The sequence below is a fragment of the Bacillus sp. ISL-47 genome, from assembly GCF_018613175.1.
GTDB lineage: Bacteria > Bacillota > Bacilli > Bacillales > Cytobacillaceae > Cytobacillus.
In genome coordinates this window covers 1-20,412 of record NZ_JAGGQS010000010.1, presented here as the reverse complement: position 1 = coordinate 20,412, position 20,412 = coordinate 1, and the positions used below count along the sequence as shown (strand labels likewise).

Sequence of the window (20,412 nt, the reverse complement as noted above, 5' to 3'; positions counted from 1 at the left end):
CAGGCGTGAAACGCCGAGGAGGCTTCCGTTCCTCCCCGCGGGTTCGCTGCGTGACTGGAGCGGAAATCAACGGGCAAGCTTTATAGTCCAAAAACAACAAATCTATACGAAAAGAGCCTTAACTTTAAATATTGTAATGGGCTAAAAAATGATTTTCACCGATGAAATAAATGGATCGTTCATAAAACGTATTCGGGAAAATTTTTCTAACCCAAACACAGTTTCCCCTAATAAGAATCCTTCGCCAGCTTCGGATGGCGGTTCATCGCGCCCAGCAAAATCAGTCCGCTTAAAATAAGCAGGGAACTGGTGATAACGAAGACTGCTGAAAAGCCAAAGTATGCAGAGATTAAACCGCCGAGAACTGGTCCGATAATGTTTCCGAAGAAACGCAGGCTTGTGTTGTAACCAAGCACTTCACCCTGCATGGCAACCGGGGCTTCCTGGCGGATATAGGCGATCCGGACAGGAATAATGCCCCCGATTGTCACACCAAGCGCAAAACGGACAAGGACCAGCTGCCACATGTTTGTGACAAATCCGCCCGGCAAGTAAAATATGCCTGCAAGGAGCAGCAGAACAACTAAAGTCTTAATATATCCATGCTGGTCCCCAATTTTCCCCCATTGTCTTGCCATTAATAAATTTCCGACACCCGCTGCAGAAAAGGCGATTCCGGCAAAAAAGGCCAAATTTTCCGGTCCATGCAATTCGCTGACATATAAAGATAGGATTGGCTGAATGCTGAAGTGGGCAATTTGTACAAGTGTTGAGATCAGCATTACCGTCAGTAAAATCGGATTGCGGATAATATGCTGGATTACGGCTTTGCTTGAGTACCGGGTTTTTTCTCCCTTTTGGGTTTCAACTTTATATTCTCTTGTGAAAAATACGAGGAGCGCGGAAACAAAGATGGCGACAGAGGTCCATTTAAATGTATCTGCAAAACCAAATAAATCTGCCAGAACCCCGCCGAGAAGCGGTCCCATCAAGGAGCCTGTGATGCTTCCTGTCTGAAGGGTACCCATCACTCTGCCGGCAATCTCCTTAGGTGTCTGGGTCGAAATAAATGCCTGGGACATGCCGATGAAGCCTGTAAAGATTCCAGTAAATAATCTCAGGAAAAACAGCTGCCAGACATTGGTCACATAACCCATTAAGAATATGGAAATACCCAATCCTATCCCGGACAGGATCAGGATTTTTTTGCGTCCGAAAAGATCTCCGATTCTTCCCCAAACCGGCGAAAAAAGAAAGGCGGTGACAAACGTAATGGCAAATGTCCAGCCTGACCAATGCTGAACATAGGTTGAGGAATGATCTCCAAACGTTTCTATATATAAAGAAATAAATGGAAGTACCATTGTCATGCTGCCTGCCACAAAGAAATTGGCGAACCACATGATCATTAAATTGCGTTTTGTTTGTTTATTCATGCTTGAAACACTTCTTTCCGGTCAACATTTCGTTTCCCTAAATATATAATAGCGGAAATTTCCGAAAATAGGAAGATTAATGTTCTCTATAATTCTATTTATCCCATTGTCACTGAACAAAACGAACTCACTCCCGGAAAAAGTAAAGCAAGCCAAAAAGTTCTATGACATTATTCCTTATGACCGTTAAAAAACCATTGTAATATAACAGTCTATAATCTATAATTCTTAATAGGAAAAAGATTCAGAATATATAATAAAAAGGGGGAAGTTGTTTGGAAGCTTTTATTAATCAGCTAAATGGGATCTTATGGAGCACACCAGTTATTTACATCTTGCTTGGAGTAGGGCTGCTATTTTCGATTTTAACCCGATTCTTGCAGGTCCGGCACATCAAAGACATGGTTTTGCTTATGTTCAGAGGCAGAAGTTCCGATGCGGGTGTTTCATCTTTTCAGGCCTTATCTATTGCTCTTTCCGGCCGCGTAGGAACTGGTAACATTGCCGGTACTGCCACTGCGATTGCAATGGGTGGTCCTGGTGCCGTTTTCTGGATGTGGACCATTGCTTTTATCGGAGCAGGCAGCGCATTCGTAGAGTCTACATTAGCCCAGATTTACAAAGTGAAAAAAGATGGTGTTTACCGAGGCGGACCTGCCTATTACATTGAAAAAGGGATTGGAATCAAATGGTTTGCCGTACTCTTCGCGGTTGCGACTCTTTTGGCAATGTCACTTTTAATGCCGGGGATCCAGTCAAATTCCATTGCTTTGGGTATGGAAAATGCATTTGGCATAAGTAAAACAGTAACCGGCCTCGTTGTTGTCGGTTTGCTGGCTCTTATCATTTTTGGCGGGGTAAAGCGTATTGCGACTGTTGCACAGTATACTGTGCCGTTTATGGCAGTAGGTTATATTCTTGTTTCTTTAGTTATTATTGGTATGAATATCGGAGAATTGCCTGGCGTATTCTCATTAATCTTTAGCAGTGCCTTTGGCGCCGATTCCATGTTTGGCGGCATCATCGGAAGCGCAATCGCCTGGGGCGTAAAGCGCGGAATCTATTCCAATGAAGCTGGACAGGGTACAGGCCCGCATGCTGCAGCAGCTGCGGAAGTTTCCCACCCTGCAAAGCAAGGCCTTGTTCAAGCGTTCTCTGTTTACATTGATACTTTATTTGTTTGTTCCGCAACAGCGTTCATGATTCTATTTACTGGAATGTTCAACACTGTCGGAGCAGATGGAAAGACTCCTATCGTAGAAAACCTTCCTGGCGTTGAAGCTGGCCCTGGTTTTACACAGGCAGCAGTTGAATCTGTTCTTCCAGGATTCGGTGCAGGGTTTGTTGCTGTATCCCTATTCTTCTTCGCATTTACAACTATTATGGCTTACTACTATATGGCCGAAACAAACGTAGCCTACTTAGTAAGCGGCAAAAATAGCAAAATTGCCATGTTCGTTCTTAAATTTGTGCTGCTTGGTGCAACTTTCTATGGCTCCGTTAAGACGGCAGGCCTTGCTTGGGCACTTGGGGATGTTGGTCTTGGATTAATGGTTTGGCTCAATGTTATCGCCATTCTGATTCTTGCGAAACCGGCCTTGATTGCTTTAAAAGATTACGAAGCCCAAAAGAAACAAGGTCTCGATCCTGTATTCAATTCCAAAAAGCTTGGCATCAAAAACGCCGAGTATTGGGAGGAAGAATATAAGCACCAGGAAGAAAAAGTATCTTAATAGAATAGTAAAAAAATGTCCGGCAGATGCCGGGCATTTTTTTATTAGATAAGAGGGTAATCCAATCTTCCATAACAGTCTATCACCGCCCCTCCACCTTTCTGGTTTTTACAATTCTTAATCTATTTTTACAATTTTCCGGTTATTCCTTAGCATTCTCTTAATATTCGTTCTCTACTATTGTATTTGGGATTGATACATAAAAAAGCTGCAAACATTATTAAATGAAAAGAAGAGGTGCTAAAGGATGACTGAATTAAATCGCCGCAAATTTTTAACGTATGTAGGTACTGGAGTAGGAGCTTTAACAGTCGCTTCTGCTGGTCTAGGCACAATGGTGCCAAAGGTGGAAGCCAAAGGTGCAGAAGCTGCATCCCATCTATTTGGATTCCAAAAAAAAATCTCTGGTTTGAATTTTAAGCCGATTGACCCGACGGATAAGGATGACCTGGTGCTTCCGCGCGGGTACAAGTATGATGTTGTGGCAGCGTATGGAGATGTCATCAACCAGAAAGGGGATACCTTTGGCTTTAACAATGACTTTACATTATATTTCCCCATTGATGGAGACAAACGCGGCTTATTGTGGGTGAACCATGAATACTCAAGTGAAATGTTCGTCCATGGAGCAAAGCCTGCAAGCGGCAAATATACTGCATCTCAGATTCAAAAAATGCTATATAACCAGGGTGGATCCATCATTGAAGTGTACCGTGATAAAGAAGGCAGCTGGAAAATGGACACAAAATCAAAATATGCACGCCGAATTACAGGTCTAACTCCATTTCAGCTGACAGGTCCAGCAAAAGGGTCTAAAACAGTTGCAAATGCAACAAATGTGCAAGGCACTTTTGCTAACTGCTCGGGCGGCATGACTTTATGGGGAACCGTTTTATCCGCAGAAGAAAACTTTGAAAATACAGCAAAGGACGCAGGCTTAAATGATACACATTATGGATGGATTGTAGAAGTTGATCCATTCGATCCTACCTTTAAGCTGCGCAAGCATACCGCTCTGGGCCGCTTTAACCATGAAAACGCATCTGTCGGCCTGACAAATGACAACCGTGTCGTGGTGTATATGGGCGATGACAAAAAGGACGCCTGTGTGTATAAATTTATCAGCAGAAATAAGTATGTGGAATCACGCGGGAAAGCGAATGCAGATCTGCTGGAAGAAGGGACTCTTTATGTGGCCAATATGGGCAGCGGGAAATGGGTGCCTCTAACGGCTGAAAATGTGCGTAAAGCAGCAAAGGACAAGCCGGAGCTATTAAAGAAATTCCAGACACAGGCCGATGTTGTCGTCAACTGCCATGAAGCGGCGCTGCTGGTCGGCGGAACGCCTACAGACCGCCCTGAAGACGTGGAAATCAGCCCGTTTGATAAAACTGTATTTATTGCTCATACGAATAATGATCGACATGGGAACTTCCATGGTCATATTACTAGATTCATAGAAGATGGTGATGATCTTGGGGCTTTATCATTCGATTTTGAGATTTTTGCAGCCGGTGGAAAGCAAAGCGGATTCAGTGCGCCTGATAATTTGACCTTTGATAGCCTCGGCAACCTTTGGACTGTTACAGATATGTCTTCAAGCAAGCTGAACAGCGGCATTTACACGCACTTTGCCAATAATGGCATGTTCGTCATCCCGACAATCGGAAAAAATGTTGGCGAAGCCTTCCAGTTTGCATCTGCGCCAATAGAAGCCGAATTGACAGGACCGTCTTTTACTCCAAACGAAACAACATTATTCCTGTCCATCCAGCATCCCGGGGAAGAATCTGCAGACTTAAACAATTTGACAAGCAAATGGCCTCACCGCAAAGGAGATTCAATGCCTCGTCCAGGTGTCGTTGCCATCACAGGCTTTAAATACTAGGAGGTTATCATGCTATCAAATATAGGCATTCCAGGATTAATTTTAGTATTGGTATTGGCGCTGATCATCTTCGGTCCCTCCAAACTGCCCGAAATCGGAAGGGCGTTTGGAACGACCTTGAAAGAGTTTAAGAAATCAACACGCGAACTAGTATCGGATGAGCAGTCTGAGGAAGAAAAAAAGAAAGAATTGCTATAAGTAGTAACCTTGGTGCGTAGGCACATTTGTGGTGCTTACTGCTCGTAATTGCGGGATCAAAACAGGGAGGGAGAAGGATTTCTTCCTTCCTTTACTATTGAGGTGTTTTTCATGAATGATCGTCCTTCAGCATTTTGAGGAGCTTCGCAAAAGACTGATTATTATTGCGGTTACTTTTATTGTATTTTTAGCACTATCCTTTATTTTTGTGAGTGATATTTATGAATGGCTTGTAAAAGATTTGGATTTTAAGCTGGCTGTTCTGGGACCCTCTGAAATTCTCTGGGTCTATTTTATGCTCGCATCCGTTGTAGCGTTAGCAGGGGCTATTCCGGTTGCTGCCCACCAAATCTGGCTGTTCGTCAGCCCGGCACTGACAAAAACAGAAAGAAAAATGACCTTATCCTATATCCCGGCTCTATTTTTCTTGTTTTTAACGGGGATATCGTTTGGCTATTTCGTCCTGCTGCCGCTCGTGCTGAACTTTCTGATGGCCTTATCCGGCGAGATGTTTACAGCCTTTTTTACAACGGAAAAATATTTTAAATTCGTTCTGCACTTAACACTGCCATTCGGTTTTTTGTTTGAATTGCCCGTTATTATCATGTTCCTGACCAGCCTTGGCATCATCAATCCCTATTCGCTGCAGAAAATTAGAAAGTATGCTTATTTTGTGCTGATTGTGGTTGCCATTTTGGTCACGCCGCCGGACTTTATATCCGACATTCTGGTTACGCTGCCGCTATTGCTGCTGTATGAGGCGAGTGTCAGCCTATCAAAGCTTATTTATAACCGAAAACAGAAAAAACAGGCGGCGTTGCAGTAGAAAATGGTAAGTTTTTTATAGAAAGGCTGTTTTCGCAAACTTTGTTGCTATTTAAACTAGTTGTGAGGAGTGGTTGATTTCCGCTCCAGGATGCTCAAGCTTCCGCGGGGCGGGCGGTGAGCATCCTCGGTGCAAGCACCTGTGGGGTCTCACCTGTCCCACTCCTCCCGCTGGACTTTGAATAAGCTTCCTTGAATAAACACCGCACGAAGGAAATGCGATAGCATTTTCGAGGAGCTCGCACCTTGCGCTCCAATCAATCAACCTTATTTATCAAAGTTTTTTACAAAATGTATTTAAAGCCAACAATCTTTTAGAAATTTATCGTCAACTGATCGAATATATCATCAACTTTGGCCATAAATCGTCAGCTTCCAAAATATATCATCAACTTGCGCCAATATATTATCAACCCACCCCAAAAAAGCTTGGATCCCGGAATGGGGTCCAAGCTTTTCGATCATTCTATTATTTCACTCGAGGGAAACCAAAGCCTGACGCATAGTCATCACCAGCTGCAGCTCCTGTTCCGCCAAGGATGTCATATTGCTTGGAGCGGGTTTGAAGCTCTGCGCGAAGACCGGCATGAGTCAATGAAGAGTTTTCAGCCCAAATCTTTGCAGCCAATCCTGATACGTGCGGAGTAGCCATGGAAGTACCGCTGATTGTGTTGTAAGTGCCATCGAACCAAGTAGATTCAATCGCTCTGCCTGGTGCGGAAAGCTCAACATCGCGTTCCTGGATGACATAGTCGCCGTCAGTTGCAGGGTTTCCGCGAGAAGAAAAGTCGGCTACACGGTATGAGCCATTCTCCTGAACGTCTTCCAGTGCAGCAACTGCAACCGCGTTTACCAATGCGCCAGGATAGCCGATTGTGTTATCTGAAGGGCCATCGTTTCCAGCTGCAGCCACAACTAGAACTCCTTTTCCGTATGCATAGTCAACCGCATCAGCGATCAATGAACTCTTTGAGCTTGCACCCAGAGACATGGATATGACAACTTTTGAACCCGTGCTGACTGCTTGATCTGCCGCATGCTGGATGGCACCGGCAATATCATCGGAATAGCCTGAACCCCTGTCGTTCAACACTTTATATGCCCATAAGTCTGCGTCCGGTGCAACACCGTATACACCTTGTCCGCTAGCGCCGCCATGTGCAAGGACAGTTCCGGCAACATGTGTGCCATGACCATTTTTATCCCCGCAGCTTCCATCAATTAAAGGAGATTTTCTTTGAGTAAAATCCTTACATTGTTCTGCCTGTCCAGCCAGGTCAGTATGTGCTGTGTTTACGCCTGTGTCAAGCACCGCCACTTTTATTCCGCTTCCGCCTGAAGTGCTTTGAATCGCACTGTCATTATAAATAGCCTCAATTCCCCAAGGAGTGCGATCATTCGGAGCAGCTGCAGCCTCGGCTCCCGGCTTGGCGGCAGATTCCTTGCTGACAGGTGCAAGGCTTATCTGGTCAACTCTATCAATCTCCAAATTTTTATTTTTCAACAAGGCTTGATACTGTTTTGCGTTTACTGTTGTAGTAAAACCTTCCTTCCCGAAATCCCAGCGCACGCCATAGTTTGCTTTAGCCTTCGCTTGTTCAGCGCCCGGTCCCTGAATCATAACCCGGTATGTCTCGTTGCTCTCAACCTGCTGGCCGAAAGCTCCAGACGCAAATACAGAAAGCCCCATTGCCACACTTAGTACTGCTGACCCAATTACTCTTTTTTTCTTCATCCAGAATCTCCTCTCAAACTATGTATTTGTCACAGCTTAAAGCTGTGCTTTTATTATATTTACAAAATTCAAAATAGTTAAACTATCCTATATTCCTCGCATTTGAGCATTTTTGACTATTAATCTGTGAAAAGCTGTATCTATCTTTTGATCTTCCAAAAAATATTCTTCTAATTATAGGTAAAAATTACAAAAAGAGAGTTGGATATAAAGGGAGTTAACCTTCCTTCCAGCAGGGTATAGCCTAGTAAATTACTGAAGGAGTGTGAAGGATGAGAGCTGTAACCTACCAGGGAGCTAAAGATATTCAAGTGAAAAATGTAGAGGATCCAGGAATTGAGAAACGGGATGATATTATTGTCAGGATCACGTCAACAGCTATTTGCGGATCGGATCTCCATTTATATCAGGGGAACATGCCACTGCGCCCCGGCTATATTATCGGGCACGAACCAATGGGGATTGTCGAAGAGACAGGGCCTGATGTAACGAGAGTAAAAAAAGGAGACCGGGTTGTGATCCCGTTTAATGTTTCCTGCGGGCATTGCTTTTACTGCCAGAACGAAATGGAGAGCCAGTGCGATAATTCCAACCCCCATAAAGACGCAGGAGGCTACTTCGGTTATACAGAAAAATACGGGAACCATCCGGGAGGCCAGGCTGAATACTTAAAAGTCCCTTTCGGCAATTTCTTACCTTTTGTTGTACCGGAATCCTGTGAGCTGGAAGATGAATCACTGTTGTTTTTATCAGACGTACTGCCGACTGCTTATTGGAGCGTGGATCATTCTGGTGTAAAAAAGGGTGATACAGTTGTGGTACTAGGCTGCGGGCCCATCGGATTAATGACCCAAAAGTTCGCCTGGATGAAGGGAGCCAAACGGGTAATTGCTGTTGACCATTTGGATTATCGGCTAAACCACGCCAAGCTTACAAATGATGTAGAAGTTTACGATTTTACAAAATATGATGACATGGGTGCATATATAAAAGAAATTACTAGTGGCGGGGCAGATGTGGTCATTGATTGTGTGGGAATGGACGGCAAAAAATCCGCTGTTGAAAAGATTGAGCAAAAGCTGAAGCTGCAGGGCGGAACACTTGGCCCTATTCAAATTGCCGCGAACGCTGTCCGGAAGTTTGGAACTGTCCAGCTGACAGGCGTATATGGATTAACCTATAACATGTTTCCGCTTGAAGAGTTTTTCTCAAGAAACATCACCATAAAAATGGGACAGGCTCCAGTCGTGCATTACATGTCAGAACTGTTCGAAAAAATCACCAATCAGGAGTTTGACCCGAAATCGATTATCACCCATCAGATTCCGTTGGAAGAAGCTGATCGCGCCTATAAAATATTCAATGACCATGAAGATGACTGTATAAAGGTTATATTAAAGCCGTAAGTCCGCGGTCTCGGCCGATTTTTGATCATATTTAGCTTTAAAAATTTAATCATCATCACGTGAGCCGGTTTGCATTTCGCAGGCCGGTTTTTAAATCCGATTTAGGAGCGAAAAACACCTTATAAGGAAGAAAAATATACAATGATGGGTTCAACCGTTTATAATAATGCTATTGGAATCATTTTAATAGAGTTAACCGAGGAGCTTTTTTATGAAGGGTTTTAGTCAAGTGACATTAATAAATGAAGAAACAAAAGCAGTCAGGCTTTTTATGTGGCTGTTTTATCTTATTTTTACACTTTATGATTTATTTTATTATTATCTCCTTCCTCTCAATGCAGGGAGCACCCCGGGACTTCCGCAAGGCGGACTAGGCTTCGGTTATTATTTGGCCATTATCGGCCTTTTGCCGGCAGCGGTATATTTCTTTAAAACAGGCAGTCCGTTTAAGGTAAAATACTTGTACTTTATCGGCTTTGTGCTGATTGATTTTACAAATAGCATGATGATTTACTTTGGTGAATCCAAGGAGTTTCAGACAGGAAACGCTGTAGAGCTGTTTTTTATCATATTTGCTCCGCTCTTTGTCAATAAGCGTTATTTTTGGATTGTTACAGGGGGAATGGTAAGTAAGTATCTCGTTGCAGGCTTTCTGCTGAGCAGCCAAAAGGTCATGGTACCCATCGTGCTGCTGGTCATTTTTTCAAGTGTTTCTTATGTGCTTCTTAATCGTTTCTTTTCCTATATTCAATCCCTGACAACTGTTTTTCAGGAGCTGCGGCAAACAGAAAAACTGGCTGCTGTCGGGCAGATGGCCTCAGTGGTTGGGCATGAAGTCAGGAATCCCCTCTCCGCTTTAAAGGGGTTTACACAGCTTCAGATGGAAAGGCATCCGGAAGACCGGGACCGCTATCAAATCATGATAGAAGAAATAGACCGCATCAATTTGATCGCTGATGACCTTATGTTCCTGAGTAAGCCAAGGCAGCCTGTGTTTGAAAAAGTAGATTTAAATTCGCTTTTTAGCTACGTTATTTCTATTATGAAAGAGCAGGCCTCCAATCAGAATATCAAATTTGCTGCAGAAGACCTGGCAAACATTCCGAAAGTGGAATGTGATGAGAAGCTAATGAAGCAGGTGTTTATTAATCTCGTTAAGAATGCCATCGAATCCATGCCTGACGGCGGAACCATTACTATTTTTGCTGAAATGCTCCAGGGACAGCGAGTATTGATTCGCGTGAAAGATGAGGGCTGCGGCATAATGGCTGAAAACATCGATCGAGTTGGCGACCCATTTTATACGACCAAGTCAGATGGTACAGGTTTGGGGCTGATGGTTACCAATCAGATCATTGAAGAACATGACGGGAGTATTGCTTTTGACAGTGAAGTAGGGAAAGGCACAGCTGTGAACATCAATATCCCTTTAAGCCAAAAAAAAATTAAATAGAAACAAAAAAAGAGGGTGTCCCAAAAGTATAGCTTTTGGGACACCCTCTTTTTCGAGACAATAGCTCTATAAAATTGGCCTGTTGATTTCCGCTCCAGGGACTCAGCGAACGCGGGCGGTCCGGGAGCCTCCTCGGTGCATTCGCACCTGCGGGGTCTCCCGTTGACTCGCTTCTCCCGCAGGACGTTGATTATGCATCTACGAGTTAACACCGCACGAAGGAAATGCGAATGCATTTTCGAGGATCTCGCCCCTTCCGCTCCAATCAACAGGGTGCAAGAATGAAGATCAGCAAATACATTAAGGTAAGAAAAAGAAGAAAATTGTCCTTAGAATAAAAACTGACTCAAAAGGGTCGTCACTTAACCGACCTTTTGAGTCAGCCTCTATTCACATTTAGGCCCATTGACCCGATAAGAAGATAGAAGAGAGAGTTGATAGTTGCCATTTGGCTATTTATTATACATAATATATACAAATATTGTACAAATTGGCTGTTTGCCGGAGGGACATGACTATGTTATTTCAGTTAAAAAAGAAAAATTCCACTGCTTCATCTTTTCAGCCGAAAATGAATTTTCCCAGGTTGGAAGAGTCTGTTGGGGCAGATGAGCAAACGATTTCTGAACGATTGTGGTATATGGGCTTTTCGAGAAAGAATCTTGAGACGTTAAAGGAAATGAAACCAATCATCTCGCCCCTGCTTGATGAAATGCTGGAGCTGGTCTTGGATCATCTCTACAAGCAATCGCCATTAAAAAGAGTTGCTGAAAACAATACAAGCAGGGAAAGACTTTATAACGTTTTTGTCCGCTATTTCCAAAGTTTATTAGGCGGAGATCTTGATGAAGAATACTTTAAAATGCGCACCCGAATCGGCAATACTCATAACGGCGCAGGCCTTCCAGTTGAGTGGTTCCTGGCTACATACTCTGCCATTCAAACGCTGCTGCTGCCAAAGATTGTGGCTGAATTGCACCAGGACCCGGAAAAGCTGACAAATGCGCTTCTGGCACTTACTCACATAACCAATTTAGATTCACAGCTTGTAGTAGAAACCTATCTTCAGGCCAGAATGAACCAGCTGAATGAACTGAATGAATCAAATACCCAGTTGCAAAAAGAATTGAATTCTATCAGCCAGGAGGTCGCAGCCTCTGTACAGCAAACGGAAGCATCCATTAATGAAACAAGCCTAAGGGCCGACCAAATCCGCAGCGAAACGGAAACAACGCAAAAAAGCAGCAAAAACCTGCTTAACCTGACAAACCTTAATCAATCGCAAATGGACGAAATGGTCACTGCATTTAATAAAGTCCTTGAGGATGTCAATACATCAATCAGCGGAATTGAAGCATTAAAAGGGATTTCCGAACAGATTATTACGATGACAAAAGGCATTGAGGACATTGCCGACCAGACAAATCTGCTCGCCCTTAATGCTTCCATCGAAGCAGCACGCGCAGGAGATGAAGGCAGGGGCTTTGCGGTCGTCGCCACAGAGGTAAGGAAGCTGGCCGAAAACTCCAAAAAAATGAGCAGCCATATTAAAACACAAATCGAAAAAAGTGATAATCAGATCAGCAAGCTGGTGAATACGATGGATTCAATGAACCTGTCCACTAAAGAATCACAAAAACAAATCCAGCAAGTTAAAAGCGGCCTCCTGACCGTGAAAATGGAGATGGAACAATACCTGGACATGTTCGGCCGCAACAAATCAGACCTCGACAGTATCGTCCAATCCATCCAGGAAGTCAACCATACAACCGAAAGCCTTTCGCTGCTGGCGAACGAGTTAAAAGAGAAAGCAGAAGGCGGGAATAGAGGACATTAATTATATGGAGAAGAGCACCGGGAATTACCGCTGCTCTTTTTTTATCTTGCTCAAATAGATATAAATTCCTATCTTTGTAATTTTCTATAAATAGAATGAGAGGAATTACCTGTAACCTACCCTATCAAACTATAAGTATAAAGGTATTATCGGACTATTAAAAAAGTTTGGATAGTTTGATAGAATGAATCTCGCAATGTTCAGAAATTTTGAAAAGCGAAGAAATAGGGAGGCTACAAGAATGAGTAATAAGAATAGACCGTTTAAGGTTTTATCTTCAATTACAGCCAGCACGATGATGGCTGCTGCTTTATTTGCTGGATCTTTTGCAGGAACTACAGCAGCCCCTTCACAAGTATCAGCAGAAGAACTGTCTGCTCCAATCGACTTAAATATAGTGGATGAGGACAGATTGGGTAAAGCATTAAAAGAGAGAGGGGTAATTGCCAAAGACGCTTCTCAAAAAGAGGTTAAAAAGGCGGTTAAAGCTTATATAAAAGAAAAGCAGGGTGAAAAACCAGGCAAAACTGAAAAAGACAATAAGCAGGATGAGTTTGATAAAAAAGCAAAAGATTTTCTAACCAAGCAAAAAGAAGAGTTATCAAAAAAGCTTAACAAAGGCCATGATAGCTTTAAAGATGGAAAATCAGGTGTAAAAGTAGCAACTGCCAAAGAGGACACTTATAAAGGTGGAGTAAGAACAGACAAGGTACTTGTTCTACTGACAGAGTTCGAAGACCTTAAACACAACAATGTAGAGCAGGAAGAAGGCTATATGTATGCTGATGACTTCAGCCGCGAGCATTATGAACAGCTTATGTTCGGAGATAAAGAGTTTAAGCTTTTCAACGGCGACAAAGTTAAGACCTTCAAACAGTTCTATGAAGAGCAGTCAGGCGGAAGCTATACTGTGGATGGAACGGTTTCAGACTGGCTTACAGTCCCTGGTACGGCAAAAGAGTATGGCGATGATAATCCGGACGGAGGACATGATAATTTGGCTCCAAAAGGACCGAGGGATTTGGTCAAAGAGGCTCTAAAGGCTGCGGTTAATGCAGGAATGGACCTTTCTGAATATGATGTATATGATCTATATGATTTAGATGGAGATGGTAACTTCAATGAACCAGACGGTTTAGTGGACCACCTGATGATTATCCATGCTGGTACAGGACAGGAAGCTGGAGGCGGAGTGATTGGTGACGATGCCATATGGTCTCACCGCTGGACACTTGACGGAGTGTTTGCAGTTCCGAATACAACTGCCAAGGTTGATTATTGGGACGGAAAAATGGGCGCCTTTGATTACACAATCCAGCCTGAAGATGGAGCTGTTGGCGTATTTGCCCACGAATTTGGCCATGATTTAGGTTTGCCGGATGAGTACGATACAATCTATTCTGGACATGGTGAGCCGATTGCTTCCTGGTCTGTCATGAGCGGCGGCAGCTGGAACGGAAATATTGCAGGAACGGAGCCTACAAGCTTCTCCCCGCAAAATAAGGAATACTTCCAAAAGCTAATGGGCGGAAATTGGGCTAATATCAATGAAGTGAATTATAGTGATATTGATGAAAAAGGACTAACAACTGTCATTGACCAAAGTGTCACCAAATCTAAAAATCCGGGAATTGTTAAAGTAAACCTTCCTGAAAAAGAAGTGCAGGGTATTAAGCCAGCTTTCGGCGAGAAATATTACTACAGCACTAAAGGCGATGACCTGCACACAGCTTTAACAACACCTGAGATTGATTTAACAGATGCAGCAACAGCAACATTTAATGCAAAAATGTTTTATGATATTGAGTTCGATTATGACTATCTGTATGTTACTGCAAAGACAGCTGACGGCGAACCAGTTGAGCTTGATGTAATTGGTGATGAAGATACAGATGGAGATACCCGCGCTGAATCTTCGAAAGGCCAATGGGTAGACCAATCATACGATTTAAGCCAATTTGCAGGCAGCAAAGTAAGTCTTACATTTGAATATGTAACAGATGGCGGTCTGGCATTAGATGGATTTGCAATGGATAATATTTCAGTGATAGCTGATGGAAAAGAAATTTTCTCTGATGATGCGGAAGGCGAGACGCCAATGACTCTTGAAGGATTCATTGTTTCCAACGGCATTAGCTTTGCAAAGAATCACTACTATTTAGAATGGAGAAACCATGCAGGTTCTGATACAGCATTAGCATCCTCAAGAGGTGTAAAATACAATACCGGTTTAGTTGTTTGGTACGCAGATGATAGCTTTACGGATAACTGGGTTGGCGAACACCCAGGAGAAGGATTCCTTGGAGTAGTCGATTCCCATCCTGAGGCCATCGTTGGTGACAAAAATGGTGAACCTTCTATAATCGGAAGCACGAGATATCAAATCGCGGATGCTGCGTTCTCCCTTGATCAATCACCTGCCTGGGAAGTAAGCTCCCCTTCACGCGGTGATTACAATTATGCGGGTTTAAAAGGAAACCCTATATTTGATGATTCACAAACATACAAGAATGACCTGATTCCTGATTCAGGACGAATTGTTCCTGAACACGGTTTGAAGTTTGAAGTCATCGGTGAAGCCAAGGACAACTCTGCTGGAGCTGTATGGATTCACAAATAAGGTTTATAAAAAAGGCACGGATCCCTTCTTAGGGATTCGGGCCTTTTCCTGTTTTGAACGCTGATTTGCTGGACATCTACCTGCCTATAAGCTAGTATCATTACCGATACTCATTTTTTCCGATTTTCGGCTATACTATTATTAAATATGATATAACGCAATTAAGCTTAAAGGAGTTACCTATGACACAATCTATTATTGAAAATATGAACCCTTTTATCCAGGAAGTGTGGAAAAAGTCCGCATTTGTCCAGCCGACCACGATTCAGACAGAAGCGATCCCGGCTGCCTTGGAAGGAAAGGATATTATTGCAGAATCACCAACTGGAACAGGCAAGACACTCGCTTACTTGCTGCCGGTGCTTGAAAAAATTGATCCTGAAAAACAGGCAGTGCAGGCAGTTATTTTAGCGTCCTCCCAGGAGCTTGTGATGCAAATCCTCCAGGAGGTCCAAAAATGGGCGGAGGGAAGCGGCATTAAAGCGGCCTCTTTTATCGGAGGAGCCAATGTGAAAAGGCAGCTTGAAAAATTAAAGAAGCATCCGCATATCGCATTGGGTACACCTGGGCGTGTGTTGGAGCTGATTAAGCAGAAGAAGCTGAAAATGCATGAGGTTAAGACGGTTGTGCTGGATGAAGGCGATCAGCTATTGGTACCCGAGCATGCACAGGCGGTCCAGAATATAGTTAAATCGACGCTGAAAGAACGACAGGTTCTGCTTTTTTCAGCGACCCTGCCGCCGGTTATCGAGCAGATTGCAAAAGAACTGACAGCAGATGCTGAAGTCATTCGTGTCGAAAAAGATGAAACCATTCAGGCTGCAGCTGTCGATCATATTTATTTTGTTGCCGAAGCAAGGGATAAAATTAAAATGCTCGAAAAGATTTCCAGGCTGGAAGGCATTAAGGCTTTGGTGTTTGTGAAGGATATCGGAAATCTGACTGTGATGGCGGAGAAACTTGATTTTAAAAATATTGCCTCCAGCACACTTCACAGCGACCTAAGTAAATTTGACCGGCAAAAAGCCATTAAAAATTTCCGGACGGGCAAAACTAATATGCTGATTGCAACCGATGTGGCAGCACGTGGCTTGGATATCAAGGGAGTAACCCATGTTGTTCATTTTGATTTCCCGAAAGATATTAACCAATACGTCCACCGTTCAGGCAGAACAGGCAGATTTGGCGCCAGCGGAACGGTCATCTCTCTCGTCACCGAAAGAGAAGAACGCGAACTCAGAAAATTCACCAAAGAACTCGGCCAAACCGCAGAGAAAAAGGTTATGCGCGGCGGTGAAATCGTTTAAAAGCACAGTACCAGGTACCTATACCAGTCACTCCAACTGGTATAGGTACCTGGTACTTTTTTTAAGGCTCTGTTAAAGCTTATTGTTGTTTTTTAGCACCCTGTTGATTGGAGCGGAGGGCACGAGATCCTCGAAAATGCATTCGCATTTCCTTCGTGCGGTGTAAATTCGAGGAAGCTTATTCAAAGTCCTGCGAGAGTGCGGATCANNGGCAAATTTAACAGAGCCTTTTTAAACAAGGAAATTCCCTATATCCTAGCGAATTTAATAGGCAGGCTTTATTTTACTAAAAATGAGGGGATACATAAGATGGAGAATTTGAGACTGAAAATGTTTCACGATGAAGTATTGCTTGAAGCTACGATAGATGAATTACAGGAAAAAATGGAGAGCGGAGAGGTTACTTCCAGGGAACTTGTTCTGTTGTATATGGAGCGGATCGGGCAGCAGGATAGCCAGGGGGCTGCGATCAATTCCGTTCTGGAACTAAATCCGGAGGCTTTACATATAGCGGCAGCACTTGATGCAGAAAGGAAAAAGGCAGGTCCGAGAAGCGCTCTTCACGGAATTCCTATTTTGTTAAAGGACAATATTGATACTGGAGATAAAATGCATACGAGTGCAGGTTCGCTTGCGCTGAAGAATCATTGTGCACAAAAAGATTCATTTGTGGCTGCCCAATTAAGAGAAGCAGGAGCGGTTATCCTGGGAAAAACAAATATGACAGAATGGGCCAATTTTATGACAGAAGGGATGCCAAGCGGATATAGTTCAAGGGGCGGACAGACCCTGAACCCTTATGGACCCGGCAAGTTTGATGTCGGGGGTTCGAGTGCAGGCTCTGGTGCAGCTGTGGCAGCTAATTTTGCTGCGGCAGCAATTGGAACCGAGACATCAGGTTCCATTCTGAGCCCAGCAAGCCAGAATTCCCTCGTAGGCATTAAACCGACAGTAGGGCTCATTAGCCGAACGGGCATTATCCCGATCGCGCATAGCCAGGACACCGCAGGACCGATGGCGCGATCAGTTAGGGATGCGGCTATTTTATTGAGTGTGCTGGCAGTATCTGACGAGAATGATCCTATTACCTTAACAAATCAAGATTTGCAGGGAAAAGATTTTACAGAATATCTAGATCATGATGGCTTGAAAGGAGCCCGAATCGGCATCGCAAGGGAAACGTATTTCGATTATTTAAGCGAAGAGAAGCTTGCTGTTATGAATGAGGCAGTGGACCAATTGAAAAAGCTTGGAGCAGAGGTAGTGGAGGAAGTAGTGATTCCTTCCACAAAAGCACAGTGGAGCTATGATGTGCTGACATACGAATTTAAGGCAGATTTGAATGCCTATCTGCGTACTGTCGCACCGCATTTAAATATTCGCTCGCTGGCCGATGTCATTGAATTTAACGAAAAAAACAGCGGGAAAACCTTAAAATATGGTCAAACTATTTTAACAGAGTCGGAAGAAACAAGCGGAAACCTTACTGAAAAAGCTTATATCTCCTCATTAGAGAAGGATATTTATCTGTCAACTGAACAGGGCATTGACCATGTGATGCAGGAACATCAACTTGATGCAATCGTGTTCCCCAATAACTTTGGAGCGGGAATTCCTGCCAAAGCGGGCTATCCTTCTATTACAGTTCCAGCCGGATACACGCCAGAAGGTGAACCTGTGGGAATGACCTTTACAGGACTTGCTTATAGTGAACCAACATTAATTAAACTTGCTTATGCCTACGAGCAGGCGACAAAGAAAAGAAAAGCTCCGGTGCTTAGCGGTTTGTCGTAAGCATTCAAAAAAGAATAAGAGCCTGCCATAATACTCATACTACTTTTGAAAAAGAAAAAAAGGAGCAGGTGAGAATATGGGCAGAACAAAGAAAGGGAACGGCAACGCACAGCGCAACAACAATAAACACAGACCACAGCGCACAAGTGAAGAACTTGTAGAATTCACAACTGGAAGCAAAGAAAAGAAAGAAAACAACGTACAAGACTAACAACGAAAAAATCCTCTTTCATCTGAAGGAGGATTTTTTTATTGGTGCCAGGTACCTATACCACTTCACGCAACTGGTATAGGTACCTGGTACTCTTACATCATTCTGCATCCACTTTTTTTAGCGGTTTTTCTGCAGGGCCTTCGACGACTGCTCCGTCATAGGAGAAGCGGGATCCGTGGCACGGGCAGTCCCAGGTGCGGTCGCCGTGATTCCATTCGCATTCGCAGCCCATATGGGTGCAGGTTGTGTCAACTAGATGCAATCGGCCGTCAGGATCTTTATAGGCCCCGGTCCGCTTGCCTTTAATCATGACTACTCCGCCTTCATCGTTCTCCAGGTCTGTTGTTTCCTTTGGCACGAATTCAAGCTTCCCTTTAATTAGCTGGCCGGCCACATCCGTGTTTGCAGTAATAAACTTCTTAATGCTCGGATCAGCCTGGAATCTAGAAGGAGTGAACAGCTCTTCATATGGATTTTCTTTTTCCATAATCAAATCCTTAATCAGCATGGCGGCAGCAGTACCGTTCGTCATACCCCATTTTCGATAGCCGGTTGCCACAAAAATATTTTTCTGCTTGGAAGTAATAGGTCCGATATAAGGAATCTTATCGAGTGTATATAAATCCTGGGCAGACCAGCGATATGGATAATCAGTAATGCCGAGCACCTTTTCAGCAAAGCTTTCAAGAGCGGTGTAATGCTGCATCGTATCAGGTCCGTGGCCCGTTTTATGGCTGTCACCGCTTACCAGAATCAATTTTTCTCCATTATAAGGCGTATACCTTAGAGATCGGGTTGGAGAATCCGCACTGTAATACATGCCCCCTGGAAAGTCGGTTTTCGTTCTCACCCCAAGGACATACGATCGCTCAGGAGATAATCTGGCAAAATAGAATCCCTTCATGTCTGCGAAAGGGAAGTGGGAAGCGGCAATGACATATTTGCACTTCAGTCGCTGGCCGTCCCTTGTCACGACATCAGGCATGCTGCCTTCTTCAATATCAGTCGCTGTCGTATTTTCATAAACCGTTCCGCCCATATCGACAAAATCCTTGAGCAGCTTTTTCAAATATTTCAGCGGATGGAATTGAGCCTGATTATGCATGGCCAGGATTGCTGTTGTATCAATGTTAAAAGGAATGCTGTCTTTCATACCGCCGTTAATGCCAAGCTTTTCGTATGCCTGCCACTCTTTTTCCACTTTATTTGCATATTCATCAGTGACAGAATAAATGATTCCTTCTTCATTGCTGAAGTCACAGTCAATTTGTTTTTCGGAAACCGTATTTCGAACAAAATCAATGGCGTCAGTTGAGGCTTTGTAGTAAAGCCTGGTCTTGTCCTCGCCGAAATGGCTGATCAATTCATCATAAATTAACCCATGCTGGGCAGTAACCTTCGCTGTCGTATGGCCTGTGGTCCCGTTTAAAATATTGCCGGCTTCGAGAATGGCCACTTTGAAACCTTCCTTGGCAAGGAGGTAACCAGCTGTAATTCCGGTTATACCGCCTCCTACAATCGCCACTTCTGTTTGGGTGTCCTCTCTGAGTCTGTCGAAAGCCGGAAGCTCCTCTTCTCTCCAATAAGGCTCCGGGTACTGAGGCATTTTATGGTTAGATGTTGTCATACCTGTCCTCCTGTAAGGTCATATTCATTCATAATTTTTCCTTCAAAACCTATTTGTATACAAATTCCAATCTTTATCTAACCATACCCAATCCTTCTGCCTTTAATCAGGCTTGAGGTTCATACTTCTCTTGAAAATAGCTGTCGGTGTAGACAAAGCAGGAAAGCGCTTATACTATATAGGACTGTTGTCTGACTTCGCCATGTTCGTTCAACGCAACGCATATATTCTTTAATCACTGTAGCTACAAGCATGAGAACGCCCCAACTTTTCTGTCAAACATAGCAAAACCCTTCTTCCTGCCGGGAGAAGGGTTTTTTATGTGCGCCCGGCATGGGT

General features: G+C 43.7%; 14 protein-coding genes and 1 pseudogene. 12 read left to right on the top strand and 3 right to left on the bottom strand.

Annotated features, from left to right (window positions below; translation table 11 throughout):
- Positions 1-227: 227 nt before the first annotated feature.
- Positions 228-1,436, bottom strand: coding sequence for an MFS transporter (locus J7I93_RS04610; RefSeq protein WP_214723781.1), 1,209 nt, complete (start codon positions 1,434-1,436; stop codon positions 228-230).
- A 275-nt stretch (positions 1,437-1,711) separates the two neighbouring features.
- On the opposite strand from J7I93_RS04610, the gene J7I93_RS04605 reads away from it, so the two are divergent.
- From J7I93_RS04605 to tatC, 4 genes are all read left to right on the top strand, one after another.
- On the top strand, positions 1,712-3,169 hold the full coding sequence (locus tag J7I93_RS04605) for an alanine/glycine:cation symporter family protein (RefSeq protein ID WP_214723779.1): 1,458 nt from the start codon (positions 1,712-1,714) through the stop codon (positions 3,167-3,169).
- A gap of 247 nt (positions 3,170-3,416) precedes the next feature.
- Complete coding sequence (locus J7I93_RS04600; protein ID WP_214723777.1) at positions 3,417-5,057, top strand: PhoX family protein; 1,641 nt, start codon at positions 3,417-3,419, stop codon at positions 5,055-5,057.
- A 9-nt stretch (positions 5,058-5,066) separates the two neighbouring features.
- Complete coding sequence (gene tatA / locus J7I93_RS04595; protein ID WP_214723775.1) at positions 5,067-5,255, top strand: twin-arginine translocase TatA/TatE family subunit; 189 nt, start codon at positions 5,067-5,069, stop codon at positions 5,253-5,255.
- 115 nt (positions 5,256-5,370) lie between these two features.
- Positions 5,371-6,081, top strand: coding sequence for a twin-arginine translocase subunit TatC (gene tatC, locus J7I93_RS04590; protein WP_214723773.1), 711 nt, complete (start codon positions 5,371-5,373; stop codon positions 6,079-6,081).
- Positions 6,082-6,549: 468 nt separating this feature from the next.
- On the opposite strand, the gene J7I93_RS04585 is transcribed toward tatC, so the two are convergent.
- Positions 6,550-7,815, bottom strand: coding sequence for a S8 family serine peptidase (locus tag J7I93_RS04585; RefSeq protein WP_214723771.1), 1,266 nt, complete (start codon positions 7,813-7,815; stop codon positions 6,550-6,552).
- 272 nt (positions 7,816-8,087) lie between these two features.
- On the opposite strand from J7I93_RS04585, the gene J7I93_RS04580 reads away from it, so the two are divergent.
- From J7I93_RS04580 to J7I93_RS25365, 8 genes and pseudogenes are all read left to right on the top strand, one after another.
- Positions 8,088-9,221: a zinc-dependent alcohol dehydrogenase gene (locus J7I93_RS04580; RefSeq protein WP_214723769.1), complete on the top strand. Its 1,134-nt coding sequence runs from the start codon at positions 8,088-8,090 to the stop codon at positions 9,219-9,221.
- A 211-nt stretch (positions 9,222-9,432) separates the two neighbouring features.
- The gene (locus J7I93_RS04575) at positions 9,433-10,674 is read left to right on the top strand and encodes an ATP-binding protein (protein WP_214723767.1); all 1,242 of its coding nucleotides are present in this window, start codon (positions 9,433-9,435) and stop codon (positions 10,672-10,674) included.
- A gap of 511 nt (positions 10,675-11,185) precedes the next feature.
- Positions 11,186-11,737, top strand: a pseudogene (locus J7I93_RS25610) (protoglobin domain-containing protein); the annotation flags it as partial.
- A 12-nt stretch (positions 11,738-11,749) separates the two neighbouring features.
- Entirely contained in the window at positions 11,750-12,511 is a 762-nt protein-coding gene (locus tag J7I93_RS25605) for a methyl-accepting chemotaxis protein (RefSeq protein ID WP_483297122.1), read from the top strand.
- 241 nt (positions 12,512-12,752) lie between these two features.
- Positions 12,753-15,131: an immune inhibitor A domain-containing protein gene (locus J7I93_RS04565; protein ID WP_214723762.1), complete on the top strand. Its 2,379-nt coding sequence runs from the start codon at positions 12,753-12,755 to the stop codon at positions 15,129-15,131.
- Positions 15,132-15,313: 182 nt separating this feature from the next.
- A complete protein-coding gene (locus J7I93_RS04560; RefSeq protein WP_214723760.1) occupies positions 15,314-16,438 on the top strand; it encodes a DEAD/DEAH box helicase in 1,125 nt (374 codons plus the stop codon).
- Between the two features lie 309 nt (positions 16,439-16,747).
- Positions 16,748-18,232, top strand: a complete 1,485-nt coding sequence (locus tag J7I93_RS04555) for an amidase (protein WP_214723758.1) — start codon at positions 16,748-16,750, stop codon at positions 18,230-18,232.
- A 76-nt stretch (positions 18,233-18,308) separates the two neighbouring features.
- A complete protein-coding gene (locus J7I93_RS25365) occupies positions 18,309-18,443 on the top strand; it encodes a hypothetical protein (protein WP_258309396.1) in 135 nt (44 codons plus the stop codon).
- Between the two features lie 100 nt (positions 18,444-18,543).
- Here J7I93_RS25365 and J7I93_RS04550 read toward each other — a convergent pair whose 3' ends face one another.
- Positions 18,544-20,073 (bottom strand): FAD-dependent oxidoreductase, encoded by a 1,530-nt coding sequence (locus J7I93_RS04550; RefSeq protein WP_214723756.1) that lies wholly within the window; start codon positions 20,071-20,073, stop codon positions 18,544-18,546.
- Positions 20,074-20,412: the final 339 nt, after the last annotated feature.